This is a genomic window from Providencia sp. PROV223 (genome assembly GCF_028479245.1).
In the GTDB taxonomy this organism is placed as follows: Bacteria; Pseudomonadota; Gammaproteobacteria; order Enterobacterales; family Enterobacteriaceae; genus Providencia; species Providencia rettgeri.
This window is the reverse complement of record NZ_JAMPNG010000001.1, coordinates 366,534-383,069: the sequence shown is the minus strand read 5'-3', so window position 1 is coordinate 383,069 and position 16,536 is coordinate 366,534. Positions and strand designations below refer to the sequence as shown.

The window sequence follows — 16,536 nt, the reverse complement described above, 5'->3', positions numbered from 1 at the left end:
CCGTCAATGATTTAGTGGCAGATATTGCCACTATTTTTCACTGGTCACCCGCTGTCACCGATGAATTTTCCCTAACCGAATTATTAGAATGGCGTTATCACGCCCTTAAACGTAGCGGTGTAGAAGATGAGTAAAGATTTACGTTTACAGGTGATTTTAAGCGCCGTCGATAAATTTACGAAACCGTTTAAGAGCGCTCAAGCGTCGAATAAAAAATTGGCGGAAACCCTCCGCCAATCTAAACAACAACTCAAAGAGCTTAACAACCAAGCCAAGCAAATTGACGGATTTAAGAAAACCAAGCAATCCCTTGATGCAGCGAATAACGCCTACCAACAAGCCACAGCTAAAGTTAGCCGACTCGCACGTGAATTATCCACCGTTCAAAATCCCACGAGGGCACAATCACTGGAGCTTGACCGCGCAAAAGCGGCGGCCGCAAAACTCAAAGCTGAAACCAGCACACTGAGTGCCTCACTGCAGCGCCAACGGGAAGCCCTAAGAAGCAGTGGCATTTCAACACGCCAGCTAAGCCAAGCCCAAATCAAATTAAATAGCGACATTGCCAGCACAAGCCGGCGATTACAGCAACAAGAGCAGCAACTAAAACGGGTGGCCAACCAAGAAAAGCGAATGTCTGCGGCAAAAAATAGCTATCAAAATGCCATGGGGGTACGTAATAAAATGGCCGGTAGCGGCGCGGGTATGCTTGCATCCGGTGTGGGGTTAGGTTATGCGGCTAAAAAAGTCTTAGTACCAGGCTATGATTTTGAAATCGGCATGTCGAAAGTGCAAGCCTTAACCCGCCTTGATAAAAATTCCGACGACTACAAGATGTTAAGGGAGCAAGCGCGAGACCTTGGGGCAACAACCGCATTTACCGCTAATGAAGTTGCACAAGGCCAAGCGTTCTATGCCATGGCTGGTTTTAAGCCAGAGCAAATTAAAAATGCCATGTCCGGTACTTTATCCATGTCATTGGCCGGTGATATCGACTTGGCCACCACGGCTGATATTGGTTCCAACATCTTGACCGGCTTTAAGCTGAATTCTAATGAAATGAACCGTGTCAGTGATGCCCTTGTCGCCACGTTTACGCGGTCTAATACCAACCTCACTATGCTTGGCGACACAATGAAATATGTTGCACCGGTTGCTTCGGGGCTCGGTGTCGATTTAGAAACCGCCGCCGTTGCCGCCGGTAAACTCGGTGATGCGGGTATTCAAGGCAGTATGGCCGGTACAGGCTTACGCTCTATTTTAGGGCGTTTGGCAGAGCCGCCGAAAATGGCCGGCGAAGCCCTTGATAAATTGAAGATTAAAACCCGTGATGCCAAAGGTAATTTGCGCCAATTTACCGACATACTCGCCGAACTAGACAAAAAAACTAAAAAAATGGGTACGGCAGAGCGTGCTGGACTGTTTAAACATATTGCCGGTGAAGAGGCATTTTCTGCCCTCTCAGTATTGGTTGACCAAGCTGGCTCCGGTCAGTTGCAAGCCATGATTGCTGAAATCAAAGCCGCTAAAGGGGAAGCGGAAAAAGTTGCCAAAACCATGACAGATAACCTTGATGGCGACTTGAAAAACTTAACCTCGGCTTATGAAGATGTAGGGATACAAATTTTTGGCGGTGCGGATAGCCCTTTGCGGGATATCACTAAACGAGTCACTAATCTCATTTCGAAGTTTGGCCAATGGGCAAAGAAAAACCCTGAACTGGTCAAACAAATCACCATGATCACATTGGGGTTAGGTGCGGTGCTGGCCGTTGGTGGCGGTATCACATTGATGATTGCGGCATTAATTGGACCACTCGCCATGGCGAAATTAAGTCTGTCCGTATTAGGCATCAAAGGCAGTGGTTTTCTATCATTACTGATTAAGCCTATTAAGTTAATTGGAACGGCATTTATGATGCTAGGCCGTGCGCTATTAGCTAACCCGATTATCTTAATTATTACGGCTATCGCTGGCGCGGCTTACCTGATTTATAAATATTGGGATGATATCGTTCCGTACGCAAAAAAATTATGGAACAGAGTGACAGAGATATTTTCCCAGTTTTGGGAGGGGGTTAAATCCTATGTGCTGAATTGGGGGCTTGTCGGGCTAGTCTATCAACACTGGGATGAGATTGTCGCTATCACTTCTCGCATGTGGGCATTAGTTAAGAAAACCATTTCTGATAAGTGGGATCAGATTGTCGCGGATGTTAAAGGTTTACCGGAACGTTTTAAACAAATTGGCGGTGAGATCATTGATAGCCTGAAAAACGGCATTCTGGAAAAATGGGAGGCACTGAAAGCTCAATTTGCCGAACTCAAGCAAATGGCCACAAACATATTACCCGATTGGATGCTTTCAGATGAAACCAAAACTGTCCGCGCCATGTCACAAGTGACCGTTATTCAAGCCGGTATGAAAAGTGCGGGCATGTTCGACAATGGCGGATTTATCCCTCGTGGACAATTTGGCATTGTCGGCGAAAAAGCCCCTGAAATAGTAACTGGCCCTGCTCATATAACCAGCCGGAGAAAAACCGCTGCGCTGGCTGCGGCGGCATTAACCATGGGCTCTATGACCGCGACAGCAAAACCCATCCATCCGTATGCTTTACCCGCAAATAGCTATCAATCCGCACCAACAAACATAAACCAAAGCAATCATGCGGCAAATACTGCGCCGGTCACTATCAATGTTTATCCATTACCGAACCAGTCAGCAAACGATATTGCAAGAGAAGTCGCCAGACAATTAGAGCAAAACCAACGGCGTGAACAGGCAAGACGACTGAGTCGGTATCAAGACAGCGAGGACGATTAATTATGGCAATGGCAGCACTAGGCTTGTTTGTCTTTCAATTAAATACAACGCCTTACCAGATGATGCAAATTAACCAAAAATACCGTTATGGCGTGAATAATCGTGTCGGCAAACGTCCCGCAGTTCAATTTATCGGCCTTGATAATGACGATATCACATTAAGTGGCTCATTATTTCCGTCACTGACTGGCGGCAGACTGTCATTGCTGGTATTGGAGCAAATGGCAGAAACGGGGAAAGCATGGTCGCTGATTGATGGCTCAGGCACCATTTACGGTATGTTTGTGATTGAAGAAATCACCCAATCGAAAAGTATTTTTTTTGATGATGGCTCGGCCAGAAAAATTGAATTTACGCTGAAATTAAAACGCACGGACGAATCGCTGTCTCAAATGTTTGGTGATCTAGGTCAGCAACTCAATGATATTCGTGGAGCCTTACCGCTATGAGTTTTTTAACCAAGGATGAACTAACCCCTGCATTTGTGCTTGCGGCAGGCGGTGAAAATATTAATAGTCTGATTCAGGGGCGTTTAATGTCATTAACCATGACGGATAACCGCGGCTTTGAAGCTGACCAATTAGATATTGAATTGGATGATAGCGACGGACAACTCGCCTTACCAAAGCGAGGTGAAACCCTGTCATTACACCTTGGCTGGAAAAACTCACCGCTGATTTACAAGGGGACATTTACGGTTGATGAGGTTGAACATAGCGGCGTGCCAGATAAGCTCACGATCCGTGGTCGTAGTGCGGACTTTCGCGACACTTTAAACATCAAGCGTGAGCAGTCTTACCATCAAAAATCGTTGGGCGATATTGTCCGCACCTTGGCGGAACGCAATAAGTTAAAGGCGGTTATTGATGAAAAATTAGATAAAATTAAACTCGCTCATATTGACCAAACCAACGAATCGGACGGCTCATTTCTCACACGAGTGGCTAAATCAGAGGGAGCAATTGTTGCGGTTAAAAACGGAAACTTACTGTTTATGAAACAAGGCCAAGGGCTCACCGCAACTGGACAACCCATTCAAACAATGCATATCACCCGCTCAGTAGGTGACGGACACCGTTTTTCACTTGCCGATCGTGGTGCATACACCGGTGTTATTGCTAACTGGCTTGATACACGTGAGCCGAAAAAGAAAAAAGCAGTGACGGTAAAGCGTAAGCGAAAAAGCAAACAACCTGCAAAACCCGCTGAACCGAAAGAAAAGCAAGGGGAATATTTAGCCGGCGAACAAGGGAACGTTCTCACGCTTTCTCATACCTACGCCACGAAAGAAAATGCCGCCCGAGCCGCAAAAGCCAATTGGGAAAAAATCCAACGTGGTGTTGCGTCATTTTCGATTCAACTCGCTGTTGGCCGTGCAGATCTTTACCCTGAAATGCCTATCACCGTCAGCGGATTTAAACCCGAAATTGATAATGCGGACTGGACATTAACGCGAGTCGTTCATTCACTGAATGACAGTGGTTTTACAAGCGCATTAGAGTTAGAGGTGAAGATTTCAGATTTAGATATGGCTGATGAATAATTTTTTAGACTGTATAAAAACACATGATATAATTTACGTAACATCAACATCATGACAAAGGATATATAATCATGATGAATTGTCCTGAATGCGGTCACGCTGCACACACTCGTAGTTCCTATCAAGTATCATCCGAAACCAAAGAACGCTACAACCAATGCCAAAATATTAATTGTGGTTGCACATTTGTCAGTCACGAATCAGTGACAAAAATTGTTGTTAAACCCGCACATGTTAATGTTGTTGAACCGCATCCGAACAAATACCAACAACCGCCTTTAGCATTATAGAAATCAAAGCCCCTCAATTGAGGGGCTAAATATTACTTAGAAACACTAATCAATTCGTTGAAAAAAGTATCAAAGCCTTTTTTACCACTATCATCAAATCGTAATTCATTGAACCGTGTAGTAAAAGAGCAGCTATCATCGGTTAGTTCACTCAAATTATTAACCGGAATATATTTTTTAATGATCTCTAATGCCTGTGGTTTAGTGATAGTTGTTGTATATTCAGGTGAATCTTTCAGTTTTTTTCCATTCGTATCAACTAAATAAGAAGTGATAGTAACTTTATCATTGGGTGTATTAATTAATGAGCGATAAACACCATAGACAATGGCTCGTTTAGCTAGTAGCTCCTTTACGTCTTGCCCGTCTTGCTCAAAAGCTACTGCTGAAAGCCTAACTTTTAATGGTGATTCGCTAATAATTTCGAGTGAATTATTTTCAGGGTAATAATCACTGAAATATTCCATTGCATCATTCATTGTTGCGTAAACTTCATTTTGCTTTGTGCAATCTTCACTTGATTTGAGGTACGGTGCAGCAGAAGCCGAACTGATACCAACCATCAATGCAAATACGGAAAACGCAGAGCAAATAAAAAGTTTTTTAACTTGGGTAAAAAAATTGGTACTCGTAGTGTGTTTTACATCACCAAAAAATATTCTAAGCATTATATTTCCCCTTATTGAATTGAGAATAAATTAAAGTCGGCTTTAAACGATAAGTAAAGCCCCTTATTGCAAGGGGCTAATGCTAAAAGTGGGTTACATGTGGATGTAATGTGGATGACGTTTTATAAATCCATCTATAAAACAATCAGTTATATAAAAACAAAAGACCGCCTAGGCGGTCTTTTGTTTTTGGAAACTGTGATAGTAGTTGAGAGTTGATTAGACATCATAGGATTGCAATTTTAAATCGTGATTAATTAGAGCTTCTATGTAAATTTGTGCGTCACTATTTAATTTAATCTGAGAAGCAAAAGGTAGGCCTGAGCTAGTGACTAAACTTGGTGCAAAGCAAGTTGCTAAGTTGTAAGCATCCATTTTATTTGTTTGCTGATTTTTTGTGATTTCAGCGAATAGAGGAATGACTAATTGTAGTGTTAACGGTGTTTTTTCAAGAGATAAAAATGCATGTTGAGCATTTTTATCTAGTTCTTTCAGTAGCTCTCTTTTGTCTTGATTGATTGAGTTTTGAGCGAAAATTTCCTTTAATAACGCAGATTTTTGTTGTACTACATCGGCTAATTTATGAATGGATTTTGGAGAGGTTTCTAATGAATGAATATTTTTTTCTATTAGATTAGCAGCAATCTTTTTGTAAGCTGAAGTAAGAATTTTAATATCAACAATATCTTTGTTTAAAAGATATTCTTTAAGTGGCTTGCCTGCGAGTAGGTGTGAGACTAATTTATCACGCTCAAGCGCATTTGCTGATGTGCGAAAAAGACCAATTGTTTCCCTGTAATTTGGGTGAGTTAAAATGGCGCTACCCAGTTTATTAAGCTGAAGATAATTCATTTTTTCATCGCCAGTGAGTTCTTTACAGTAATCGATAGCCTTTATGTTTTCTTGCTCTATCTTTTTCGCAGCTAATTTGTCTTTTTCACAAATTGGTGAGGTTGGGGGCATTTCAGTAGAGAAGGTGGGATAGTGTTTGACCGTATTTGATTGAAACTTGCGTAAGATATAGTTTTTTATACTAGACAGAACATTAATTTTTCTAATTGAATTTATAAATCCTTTCTTCTTCTCACTAGAGGGGCGCATATTTTCGTGAGGATTTGTTATCAGCGATGATTTGAGTGCATTGTTTCTAGCTTTCATAGGTTTCCATAGAGATTATGTTAAAATTAAAAATTAATTTAAATCTATGGTGATAATATATCTTGCATAAAAAACGGTAATTTTCTAACTCAATAATAAATAAGTAAATATATATATGACTTATTCTTTGCTTGGATTACAAAAACAACAAAATAAATCAGACATACGTTTAATCGTATTTTTGTTTTTCTCCCTTTTTATCATTGCAATATTGTCGCTCAGTGCAGGGGAGATTTGGTATTGGCCTAGCCAATGGATGGATGATCCCGCGCAGTTGTTTGTCTGGCAAATTCGCTTTCCCCGCACACTAGCGGTCATTGTCATTGGCGCAGCTCTTGCAGTCACAGGGGCTATAATGCAAGCTTTATTTGAAAACCCTTTAGCAGAACCAGGCTTATTAGGGGTTAGTAATGGTGCGGGTGTCGCGGTGGTGCTGACTGTATTATTATCATCAGGTGTGACGCATTATTGGCTATTAAGTGTTAGCGCGATTATAGGGGCTTTATTATTTACCTCCATATTGCTTTACTTTGCTCGTCGTAAGAATTTGAATAATTCGAGTTTATTGCTTGTTGGGGTTGCACTTGGTGTGATTAGTGGGGCTTGTATGACATGGATGGTGTATATGAGCAGTAACCTTGATTTGCGGCAGTTACTGTATTGGATGATGGGGAGTTTTAGTGGGGTTGATTGGCGTCAAATTGGCCTTGTTATTGGCTGTTTACCGTTTTTAATTTGGGTGCTCTTCCAAGGTAATATACTGAATTATCTTTCATTAGGTACAGTACAAGCTTATCAATTAGGAATCTCAGTCCATAAATGGCGCGTGATATTAATTATTATTAGTGGTGTATTAATTGGCCTCAGCGTCGCTATTGCGGGTGCGATTAGTTTTATTGGTTTGGTTATTCCTCATATATTGCGATTAAGTGGTTTAACAGATAACCGAGTATTATTAGTTGGTTCTGCTGTAGCAGGGGCATTAGGGTTATTAATTGCAGATATACTGTCTCGGTTATTAATCGACAATGCTGAAGTTCCTATTGGTGTTATTACGGCCACCTTAGGGGCACCGATATTTATTTTCTTGTTAATTCGTCACCAACAATGGCGGTAGAAGTGATGGATAACAAATTAATTATTGATATTAAAAATATTACCGTCGATACTCGATTGATTAATGTTTCAGCTCAAGTGCGGGCTGGAGAACAAATTCATCTATTGGGTGCGAATGGGGCGGGAAAAAGTACATTATTAGCTGCGATAAGCGGTTATTTACCTGTAGGCGGCGATATTTTAATTGATGGCCGAAGTATACGGCAATATCGTATTGCACAATTAAGCCAACAGCGTGCTTATCTTTCACAATTAGTTAGTTACGTTCCTATACTCAAAGTTTTTCAATACGTTGGCCTTTTTTCACCTGACACCTTGTTTTCCAATGATATTTTTGAGCACTTATGTTCAGATTTTCAACTGACATCATTATTAAGTAAACCTATTAGCCAACTCTCGGGTGGAGAATGGCAGAGGGTTCGAATTACAGCCGCATTTTTGCAGGTTTGGGATAAACAGCAATGCAAGGGAAAATTCATATTATTGGATGAGCCGACCAATAATTTAGATATTATTCAGCAATCGATGCTTGATAAATGGATTAAATATTTTTGTGATTGCTTAGGAACCGTTATAATGAGTGGTCATGACCTTAGTCATTCATATAAAAATGCATCTTGTATTTGGATGATGAAACAAGGACAGTTAGTCGCAATAGGGAAACCAGAGTGCATAATGACAGAAAATAATTTATCTGACATATTTATGTCTGAAATTAAGTTAAGTCACAGTACATCTCATCAAGTGTGGCAGGTTATAAATTTAGCGGATAAGGAATAAGTTGTTTTTATCACACATTTTTACATGATAATCCCGCAATGTTTGCAGGTGTTGAGGTTCGGTTAAAGTATAATTAACTAGAATATTCTATTCACAATGAAAACTAGGCTATTAACAATATGAGCAATTTCTTACCATTTTCAAAACCAGCAATTGGTGATGAAGAGGTCAAGGCAGTAGAAAACGTTCTGCGTTCAGGCTGGATAACAACAGGCCCACAGAATCATCAGCTAGAAGACGATTTTTGTAAGCGTTATGGCTGTAAACATGCAATTGCATTGTCATCAGCTACTGCAGGCATGCATGTTGTATTAATGGCATTGGGTATTGGTCCTGGTGATGAAGTCATCACGCCTTCTCAAACATGGGTATCTACAATCAATATGATTGAGTTGCTTGGGGCAACACCGGTCATGATTGATGTTGATCGTGATACATTAATGATCCAACCTGATGCCGTAGAAAAAGCGTTAACAGAAAAAACAAAGGCTATTATCCCAGTACACTATGCGGGAGCTCCTTGTGATCTTGACGCATTGCGTTTGATTGCTCAAAAAGCCGGTGTAGCATTAATCGAAGATGCGGCACATGCCGTGGGTACTCGTTATAAAGATGAGTGGATTGGCGAAAAGGGAACGTCTATTTTTTCTTTTCATGCCATCAAAAATGTCACCTGTGCGGAAGGGGGATTAGTCGCAACAGATGACGATGAACTTGCTCAGCGTGTACGTACACTCAAGTTTCACGGTCTAGGGGTTGATGCGTTTGATAGACAAATGCAAGGCCGTAAGCCGCAAGCCGAGGTTGTTGAGCCCGGTTTTAAATATAATTTATCAGACATTCACGCCGCGATTGCAGTGGTGCAGTTATCACGAGTTGAGCAATTAAATCAGCGTCGTGCGGAACTTACAGCTCGTTATCGTGAGTTACTGAAAAATTCTCCTTTACAAATGTTGAGTGTCCCTAGTTACTCTCATTTACATGCAAATCATTTATTTATGGTACGTGTCGATAAAGCAGCATGCGGTATTGATCGCGATACATTCATGGAAAAATTGAAAGAGCATGATATTGGAACAGGGTTGCACTTTCGTGCCGCGCATACACAAAAATATTATCGCGAAAAATACCCTGAGTTAGTTTTACCTGAATCAACATGGAATAGCGCCACATTGTGTTCGTTACCTTTATTTCCCGATATGACTGATGCAGATGTTGAACGGGTCGTTAAAGCTGTAGAAGCAGTTCTTTTGGAGTCAAAATAGTGTCACACGCAGATGAATTTGATGAGATTAAAAAAGTCTCAGTGGTTATCCCTGTCTATAATGAAGAGCAGAGTTTACCGCAACTGTTAGAACGTACTATCAAGTCATGTAAACAATTAACTCAATCCTATGAATTAATTCTAGTTGATGATGGTAGTAGCGATCGTTCAGCACAAATGCTTACAGAAGCCGCAGAAAATCCAGATAACCACGTTATTGCAATTATTTTAAACCGTAACTATGGGCAGCATTCTGCTATTATGGCGGGTTTTAACCAAGCTGATGGCGACTTAGTGATTACTTTGGATGCGGATTTACAAAATCCACCAGAGGAAATCCCACGTTTAGTGCAAACAGCTATGCAAGGTTATGATGTAGTTGGTACGCGCCGTGCGAATCGCCAAGACTCTTGGTTTCGCAAAACAGCCTCTAAAATGATCAATGCGATGATCACCAAAGCGACAGGGCGTTCAATGGGAGATTACGGCTGTATGTTACGTGCATACCGCCGTCATATCATTCAAGCTATGTTGCAATGTCATGAAAGAAGTACATTTATTCCTATTTTGGCAAATACATTTGCACGTAGAACCATTGAAATTGATGTAGCGCATGCAGAACGCGAGTTTGGTGATTCTAAATACAGCTTTATGAAGCTGATTAATTTAATGTATGACTTATTAACATGCCTGACTACAGCGCCACTACGTTTATTGAGTGTTGTAGGAAGTATTATCGCTGCTGGCGGTTTTTTATTAGCGGTATTGTTAATTGCATTGCGTTTAATTTTTGGCGCAGAGTGGGCAGCAGATGGCGTATTTACTCTGTTTGCAGTACTCTTTATGTTTATTGGTGCACAATTTGTTGCCATGGGGCTACTGGGCGAATACATCGGTAGGATCTACAATGATGTGCGCGCAAGACCTCGTTATTTTATTCAAAAAGTCGTTGGAGCAGATGCGAAATCCGACAAAAATCAGGAAGAAGACTAATGAAAGCTATTGTTTTTGCCTATCATGATATTGGCTGCGTAGGGCTAAAAGCGCTTGAAAAAGCAGGTTTTGATATCCAAGCAGTGTTTACACACACTGATGACCCAAATGAAAACCACTTTTACTCCTCAGTTGCGCGTTTAAGTGCTGACATGGAGCTTCCTGTTTTTGCGCCTGAAAACGTTAATCATCCATTATGGATTGAACGTATTCGTGAAATGAAACCTGATGTGATTTTCTCTTTCTACTATCGTGATATGTTAAGTGAAGAGCTGTTAGCTATCGCGCCTAAAGGTGCGTTTAATTTACACGGCTCATTGCTACCTAAATACCGCGGTCGTGCACCTATTAATTGGGCATTATTAAAAGGTGAAAGCGAAACTGGTGTGACCTTACATAAAATGGTAGCTAAAGCTGACGCTGGCGATATTATTGCTCAAGAAAAAGTGGCGATTACCGATACAGACACTAGCCTGACTTTACATGCGAAAGTACGTGAAGCGGCGGAAGTTTTATTGAATAAAACACTGCCATTAATTGAAGCTGGTAGCTACAAATCAGTTGCACAAGATGAAAGCCAAGCAACATATTTTGGTCGTCGTACCGCTGAAGATGGTTTGATTAATTGGAATAATAGCGCAAAAGAAGTTAACTGCTTAATTCGTGCAGTAACTGAACCTTACCCAGGTGCGTTCACTTATTTAGGCGCACGTAAAATGGTTATCTGGCGCGCACGCGTTTTAGATGATAATCAAGGTAAAGCAGCTGGTACGGTACTTTCGAGTGACCCACTGCGTATTGCTTGCGGGCAAGGCGCTATCGAAGTGATTAGCGGCCAAAGCGAGACTGGTTTATATATGCAAGGTAGCCGCCTTGCTAACGAAATGGGTATCGTAACTGATGTCCGTGTTGGAGCAAAACCAACAGCACAAGTTAAACGCCGCACACGTGTTCTTATTTTAGGTGTGAATGGGTTTATTGGTAACCATTTAACGGAGCGCCTATTAAAAGACGGTAACTACGATATTTATGGTATGGATATCGGTTCTTCTGCGATTGAGCGTTTTATTGGTAACCCACGCTTCCACTTCATTGAAGGTGACGTTAGCATCCATACAGAATGGATTGAATACCACATCAAAAAATGTGACGTTATTCTGCCTCTGGTTGCGATTGCAACGCCAATCGAATATACCCGTAATCCATTACGCGTTTTCGAATTAGACTTTGAAGAAAACTTGAAAGTTGTACGTTACTGCGTGAAATATAACAAACGTATTATCTTCCCATCGACGTCTGAAGTTTATGGTATGTGTGATGATAAAGAGTTTGATGAAGACGAGTCACGCTTAATCGTCGGCCCAATCAATAAACAACGTTGGATTTACTCAGTTTCTAAACAATTACTTGACCGAGTGATTTGGGCATACGGTGCGAAAGAAGGTTTAAAATTCACCTTATTCCGTCCATTTAACTGGATGGGGCCTCGCTTAGATAGCTTGAATTCTGCACGTATTGGTAGTTCGCGTGCGATTACTCAGTTAATTCTAAACTTAGTTGAAGGTTCGCCAATTAAACTGGTTGACGGTGGTGCACAAAAACGTTGCTTTACAGACATTAAAGACGGTATCGAAGCGTTATTCCGTATTATCGAAAACAAAGATGGCAAATGTGATGGTCAGATCATCAATATCGGTAACCCAACTAACGAAGCGAGTATTCGTGAATTAGCAGAAATGTTGTTGGAAAGCTTCGAAAAACACCCTCAACGTGGGAAATTTCCTCCATTTGCAGGCTTCCGTGAAATCGAAAGCAGCAGCTATTATGGCCAAGGGTATCAAGATGTTGAACACCGTAAACCAAGTGTTGAAAATGCACGTCGTTTACTGGATTGGGTCCCAACTATCGATATGAAAGATACCATCGAAGAAACATTAGATTTCTTCTTACAAGGTGCAGTTGAAGAGTTAGGTAATAAAGACTAATGAAAAAAGTTGGCTTGAGAATTGATGTGGATACCTACCAAGGTACCTTGAAAGGGGTTCCACAGCTACTCAAAGTGCTCAAAGAGCATAATATCCAGGCCAGCTTTTTCTTCAGTGTAGGACCCGATAACATGGGGCGCCATTTATGGCGCCTCTTGCGTCCTAAATTTCTGTGGAAAATGCTTAGGTCGAACGCTGCATCCCTTTATGGGTTAGATATCTTATTAGCGGGCACAGCATGGCCGGGTAAAAAAATTGCTAAAGATTTAGGTTATTTGATGAAACAAACTTTGGATGCTGGTCATGAAGTTGGCTTACATGCATGGGACCATCAAGGTTGGCAGGCTAAAGTTGCCAAATGGAGCAAACCGCAACTAACAGAGCAAGTTAAGTTAGGGGTGGATGCGCTGGAGCAAGCCATTGGACACCGAGTGACTTGTTCTGCCGTTGCTGGTTGGCGAGGTGATGAGCGTGTGTTGGAAGTTAAACAAGCGTTTAACTTTGACTACAACAGTGATTGTCGTGGTAAATACCCATTTAGGCCAATTTTAGCCGATGGCTCACTCGGGACGGTTCAAATCCCTGTCACACTGCCGACTTACGATGAAGTCGTAGGGACAGTCGTGAGTGATGATGCATTTAATGATTTTATTCTTCAAGCAATTAAAGAAGATCAAGGCGTTCCAGTTTATACTATCCATACAGAAGTGGAAGGAATGTCCAAATCGGAACAATTTTCACAATTATTGGAACGAATTACACAAGAAGAAATCCAATTCTGTACATTGAGTGAATTACTGCCAGACAATTTGAATTCATTGCCCAAAGGGCGTGTGGTGAGGGCACCATTCCCCGGACGTGAAGGCTGGCTAGGCTGCCAAGAAGAGGAATAAGCAACCTATGTTGAATAACCGAGCGAGCAAAGTAGGAGCCTCTCTGCTGGCTCTTTTTTTTATCCTAACCTATTTGTTGCCGTTGAATAGTCGTTTACTTTGGCAACCAGATGAAACGCGATACGCAGAAATTAGCCGTGAAATGTTACAGCGTGGCGATTGGATTGTTCCTTACATGCTGGATGTACGCTATTTTGAAAAACCAGTGGCAGGTTACTGGATAAACAATATTAGCCAAATGATCTTTGGTGAAACTAATTTTGCTGTTCGCTTTGGTTCGGTTTTTTGTATTCTTCTCAGTGCATTACTTGTCTATCGTATGGCAAAGATGATGTGGCGTAATAACCACGTTGCCTATGTTGCAAGCCTCATTTATATCTCGATGTTCTTAGTGTTTTCCATCGGGACCTACAGTGTACTCGACCCAATGTTGTCTTTATGGATAGCGGCAAGTATGTTTTGTTGCTTGTGGGCAATGAAATCGAGGGAAGTAAAGTCCAAATTAGCGGCGTGGCTTTGTCTTGGGCTAGCTTGTGGCATGGCATTTATGACCAAAGGCTTTTTAGCCCTTGCTATTCCAGTGATTGTCATGCTGCCTGTCACAATCTATCAAAAGCGGTTTCTTGAGCTACTCAAATATGGGCCGCTTGCAATAATTTCTGCGGTTATTATCAGCTTGCCATGGGCTTTGGCGGTTGCAAAACAAGAGCCTGATTATTGGCATTATTTCTTTTGGATTGAGCACATTAAGCGGTTCACGGCAGATGATGCTCAGCATATCGCACCGTTTTGGTATTATATTCCGATTATTATTCTTGGCGCTATTCCATGGGCAGGGCTGTTACCCGGTGCTATCATGAAAGGTTGGAAAGAACGTAAATCTAGTCCTGATATGTTTTTCTTACTGTGCTGGTTTGTTGTTCCCGTCATCTTTTTCAGTATTTCCCGCGGTAAGTTACCAACGTATATGTTGCCGTTTATGGCGCCATTGGCATTGCTTATGGCAAAGTATGGGGTTGACTGCGTTCGTAGTGGTAAAATGAAAGCATTGAAAGCTAATGGGATTATTAATGTTGTATTAGGGATCGCTGCGGTTATAGCGGTAATTGTCGTGAGCACAGTGATCAAAAAGCCGTTATACGAACCTGATGAATGGTCAAAAATGGTGTTAGGTGTCGTTGCCTTTTCTATTTGGGCGATTATCGGTTACCTATGTACGGTATTAAATGCGAAATATTGGTTATGGGCCGCATCGTGCTCTTTGGCCGTGAGTTTGTGTATTGGCAGTGCTCTGCCGAACAACACCATCGATTCTAAATTACCTCAAAACTTTATTCATCAAAATCATGATTTACTGATGAATAGCAAATATCTGATGGCAAGTAATGTTGGGGTCGCAGCCGGTCTTGCTTGGGAAACTCAAAATTCCAATATCTATTTATACAATAGTAGTGGAGAGTTAAGTTATGGGTTGGAATATCCAGATAGCCAACATCGCTTAATAAAACCGGACCAGTTTGCACAATGGCTGACAAAAGCACGTAAAGAAGGGCAGGTAACTGTTGTCTTTTTATTAGGCCGTAAAGAAGGTCTGCCAGATATTCCTAAGCCAGATGAAGTTATTAAAAATTCACGTATGGCGATTGTGGTTTATCATCAACAATGATTGCACAACTATTACTGTTATTGCTGGTTAGCGTTTTGACCTGTATTGGACAAGTGGCTCAAAAGCAAGCCGTCGTCAATTGGCAGAGTAATAAAACCAATAAAACAGCATCAGCCCTTCGGTGGTTGGTGCTGGCGGTTTTCATGCTAGGGCTTGGCATGTTGTTTTGGTTGAAATTATTGGAAACCATGCCGCTAAGTATCGCGTATCCAATGCTAAGTATTAATTTTGTGTTAATTACGCTAATTGGCCAGTTTGTTTATAAAGAACAAACTGGGCTCAACCACTGGTTAGGGGTTGCTGCCATTATGTTTGGTATTTTGCTAATGAGTATCAGCGTATGAACAAGGGTTATTTATGGGTGATTGGCAGTGCGTTATTAGTTACAGTCGCTCAACTGAGCTTAAAAGCAGGGGTAGTTGAATTACCCTCATTCGCACTTGGCTGGCATTGGCTGCAATTGGATTGGTTACTCGCTAATATTACTAGTTTAGGAATTATTTTTTTAGGGTTAGTTTGTTATGCGTTATCGATGTTATGTTGGCTATTAGCATTAAAATACATAGCATTGAATAAAGCTTATCCGCTTATTAGCTTAAGCTATGTTTTCGTTTATTTATTAGCAGTTTTCTTACCTTGGTTTAATGAACCTGCTACAGGGTTAAAGGCCATTGGTATCTGTTTTATTTTATTAGGGGTATGGCTAATTAGCCGACCTAATAAATCATCAAGTGATAGAATAGAATAATTTCTTAGTTGCTTATATTATAGTCTTCACGCACTATAATATAAGCAAGTTATCGTAATCAGATAGATAAATAAGGTGCTTTATGGTTATTAAAATACAACACCTGCCACTATTATTGTGTTTAGTTTTAATTGGTTGTTCATCGACATCCGTTAAAAGAACGCCACCACCGCCGCTAAAAACACAGTTATCTGATCCAATTATGACTATAGCGCAATTAAAAGACCAACTCGAGCAGTGGTATGGTACGCCTTATCATTATGGCGGCATGAATCAAAATGGTGTTGATTGTTCCGGTTTTGTCTATCGCACATTTAATGATCGCTTTGCCATTCAATTACCTCGTACAACGGTAGATCAAACTCAATTAGGCACACAGATTGATAAATCAGATTTGATGCCAGGGGATTTGGTGTTCTTTAAAACAGGTTCAGGAGAGAATGGATTGCATGTGGGTATCTACGATACCGATAATACATTCATTCATGCATCAACGAGTAAAGGGGTGATCCGTTCATCAATGGACAACGTTTATTGGCGAAAAGTGTTTTGGCAGGCAAGGCGTATCTAAATTCGCTATTTTCTTTAGTGATTATGCTATTTTAA

The 16,536-nt window shown here is 41.1% G+C and carries 17 protein-coding genes; 15 read left to right on the top strand and 2 right to left on the bottom strand.

Annotated features, from left to right (window positions below):
• Positions 1–14 precede the first annotated feature (14 nt).
• The 5 genes from PR767_RS01840 to PR767_RS01820 all read left to right on the top strand — a co-directional run bounded on the left by PR767_RS01840 (position 15) and on the right by PR767_RS01820 (position 4,659).
• Complete coding sequence (locus PR767_RS01840; protein WP_036962273.1) at positions 15–134, top strand: GpE family phage tail protein; 120 nt, start codon at positions 15–17, stop codon at positions 132–134.
• Positions 127–2,826 carry a phage tail tape measure protein gene (locus tag PR767_RS01835; protein WP_272519797.1) on the top strand — a complete coding sequence of 900 codons (2,700 nt, stop codon included), beginning with the start codon at positions 127–129 and terminating at the stop codon, positions 2,824–2,826. Before PR767_RS01840 ends, PR767_RS01835 begins: the two co-directional genes overlap by 8 nt.
• 2 nt (positions 2,827–2,828) lie before the next feature.
• Positions 2,829–3,275: a phage tail protein gene (locus tag PR767_RS01830; protein WP_102140782.1), complete on the top strand. Its 447-nt coding sequence runs from the start codon at positions 2,829–2,831 to the stop codon at positions 3,273–3,275.
• Positions 3,272–4,369 (top strand): phage late control D family protein, encoded by a 1,098-nt coding sequence (locus PR767_RS01825; protein ID WP_272519796.1) that lies wholly within the window; start codon positions 3,272–3,274, stop codon positions 4,367–4,369. The genes PR767_RS01830 and PR767_RS01825 overlap by 4 nt, the downstream gene beginning before the upstream one ends.
• A gap of 71 nt (positions 4,370–4,440) precedes the next feature.
• Positions 4,441–4,659 carry an ogr/Delta-like zinc finger family protein gene (locus PR767_RS01820; protein ID WP_272519795.1) on the top strand — a complete coding sequence of 73 codons (219 nt, stop codon included), beginning with the start codon at positions 4,441–4,443 and terminating at the stop codon, positions 4,657–4,659.
• A gap of 32 nt (positions 4,660–4,691) precedes the next feature.
• On the opposite strand, the gene PR767_RS01815 is transcribed toward PR767_RS01820, so the two are convergent.
• Complete coding sequence (locus tag PR767_RS01815; RefSeq protein WP_154629832.1) at positions 4,692–5,327, bottom strand: hypothetical protein; 636 nt, start codon at positions 5,325–5,327, stop codon at positions 4,692–4,694.
• 219 nt (positions 5,328–5,546) lie between these two features.
• The gene (locus PR767_RS01810; protein ID WP_140170580.1) at positions 5,547–6,485 is read right to left on the bottom strand and encodes a RhoGAP domain-containing protein; all 939 of its coding nucleotides are present in this window, start codon (positions 6,483–6,485) and stop codon (positions 5,547–5,549) included.
• 115 nt (positions 6,486–6,600) lie between these two features.
• On the opposite strand from PR767_RS01810, the gene btuC reads away from it, so the two are divergent.
• The 10 genes from btuC to PR767_RS01760 all read left to right on the top strand — a co-directional run bounded on the left by btuC (position 6,601) and on the right by PR767_RS01760 (position 16,501).
• A complete protein-coding gene (gene btuC / locus PR767_RS01805; RefSeq protein WP_210845003.1) occupies positions 6,601–7,602 on the top strand; it encodes a vitamin B12 ABC transporter permease BtuC in 1,002 nt (333 codons plus the stop codon).
• 5 nt (positions 7,603–7,607) lie between these two features.
• Complete coding sequence (locus PR767_RS01800) at positions 7,608–8,381, top strand: vitamin B12 ABC transporter ATP-binding protein BtuD (protein ID WP_272519794.1); 774 nt, start codon at positions 7,608–7,610, stop codon at positions 8,379–8,381.
• A gap of 119 nt (positions 8,382–8,500) precedes the next feature.
• Positions 8,501–9,646 (top strand): UDP-4-amino-4-deoxy-L-arabinose aminotransferase, encoded by a 1,146-nt coding sequence (gene arnB / locus PR767_RS01795; protein WP_109911251.1) that lies wholly within the window; start codon positions 8,501–8,503, stop codon positions 9,644–9,646.
• Complete coding sequence (arnC, locus tag PR767_RS01790; RefSeq protein WP_004910377.1) at positions 9,646–10,638, top strand: undecaprenyl-phosphate 4-deoxy-4-formamido-L-arabinose transferase; 993 nt, start codon at positions 9,646–9,648, stop codon at positions 10,636–10,638. The genes arnB and arnC overlap by 1 nt, the downstream gene beginning before the upstream one ends.
• Entirely contained in the window at positions 10,638–12,623 is a 1,986-nt protein-coding gene (gene arnA, locus PR767_RS01785; RefSeq protein WP_115167381.1) for a bifunctional UDP-4-amino-4-deoxy-L-arabinose formyltransferase/UDP-glucuronic acid oxidase ArnA, read from the top strand. The genes arnC and arnA overlap by 1 nt, the downstream gene beginning before the upstream one ends.
• Positions 12,623–13,516, top strand: a complete 894-nt coding sequence (gene arnD / locus PR767_RS01780) for a 4-deoxy-4-formamido-L-arabinose-phosphoundecaprenol deformylase (protein WP_115167380.1) — start codon at positions 12,623–12,625, stop codon at positions 13,514–13,516. Before arnA ends, arnD begins: the two co-directional genes overlap by 1 nt.
• Before the next feature lie 7 nt (positions 13,517–13,523).
• Positions 13,524–15,182, top strand: coding sequence for a lipid IV(A) 4-amino-4-deoxy-L-arabinosyltransferase (gene arnT / locus PR767_RS01775; protein ID WP_109911254.1), 1,659 nt, complete (start codon positions 13,524–13,526; stop codon positions 15,180–15,182).
• Positions 15,179–15,526: a 4-amino-4-deoxy-L-arabinose-phosphoundecaprenol flippase subunit ArnE gene (arnE, locus tag PR767_RS01770; RefSeq protein ID WP_004910381.1), complete on the top strand. Its 348-nt coding sequence runs from the start codon at positions 15,179–15,181 to the stop codon at positions 15,524–15,526. The genes arnT and arnE overlap by 4 nt, the downstream gene beginning before the upstream one ends.
• Positions 15,523–15,930, top strand: coding sequence for a 4-amino-4-deoxy-L-arabinose-phosphoundecaprenol flippase subunit ArnF (gene arnF / locus PR767_RS01765; protein ID WP_004910382.1), 408 nt, complete (start codon positions 15,523–15,525; stop codon positions 15,928–15,930). Before arnE ends, arnF begins: the two co-directional genes overlap by 4 nt.
• 82 nt (positions 15,931–16,012) lie before the next feature.
• The gene (locus tag PR767_RS01760; protein WP_272519793.1) at positions 16,013–16,501 is read left to right on the top strand and encodes a C40 family peptidase; all 489 of its coding nucleotides are present in this window, start codon (positions 16,013–16,015) and stop codon (positions 16,499–16,501) included.
• Positions 16,502–16,536: the final 35 nt, after the last annotated feature.

Coding starts and splice junctions, on each gene's coding strand:
- PR767_RS01835 (WP_272519797.1), top strand. CDS start 127: ATGAGTAAAGATTTACGTTTACAGGTGATTTTAAGCGCCGTCGATAAA.
- PR767_RS01830 (WP_102140782.1), top strand. CDS start 2,829: ATGGCAATGGCAGCACTAGGCTTGTTTGTCTTTCAATTAAATACAACG.
- PR767_RS01825 (WP_272519796.1), top strand. CDS start 3,272: ATGAGTTTTTTAACCAAGGATGAACTAACCCCTGCATTTGTGCTTGCG.
- PR767_RS01820 (WP_272519795.1), top strand. CDS start 4,441: ATGATGAATTGTCCTGAATGCGGTCACGCTGCACACACTCGTAGTTCC.
- PR767_RS01815 (WP_154629832.1), bottom strand. CDS start 5,327: ATGCTTAGAATATTTTTTGGTGATGTAAAACACACTACGAGTACCAAT.
- PR767_RS01810 (WP_140170580.1), bottom strand. CDS start 6,485: ATGAAAGCTAGAAACAATGCACTCAAATCATCGCTGATAACAAATCCT.
- btuC (WP_210845003.1), top strand. CDS start 6,601: ATGACTTATTCTTTGCTTGGATTACAAAAACAACAAAATAAATCAGAC.
- PR767_RS01800 (WP_272519794.1), top strand. CDS start 7,608: ATGGATAACAAATTAATTATTGATATTAAAAATATTACCGTCGATACT.
- arnB (WP_109911251.1), top strand. CDS start 8,501: ATGAGCAATTTCTTACCATTTTCAAAACCAGCAATTGGTGATGAAGAG.
- arnA (WP_115167381.1), top strand. CDS start 10,638: ATGAAAGCTATTGTTTTTGCCTATCATGATATTGGCTGCGTAGGGCTA.
- arnD (WP_115167380.1), top strand. CDS start 12,623: ATGAAAAAAGTTGGCTTGAGAATTGATGTGGATACCTACCAAGGTACC.
- arnT (WP_109911254.1), top strand. CDS start 13,524: ATGTTGAATAACCGAGCGAGCAAAGTAGGAGCCTCTCTGCTGGCTCTT.
- arnE (WP_004910381.1), top strand. CDS start 15,179: ATGATTGCACAACTATTACTGTTATTGCTGGTTAGCGTTTTGACCTGT.
- arnF (WP_004910382.1), top strand. CDS start 15,523: ATGAACAAGGGTTATTTATGGGTGATTGGCAGTGCGTTATTAGTTACA.
- PR767_RS01760 (WP_272519793.1), top strand. CDS start 16,013: ATGGTTATTAAAATACAACACCTGCCACTATTATTGTGTTTAGTTTTA.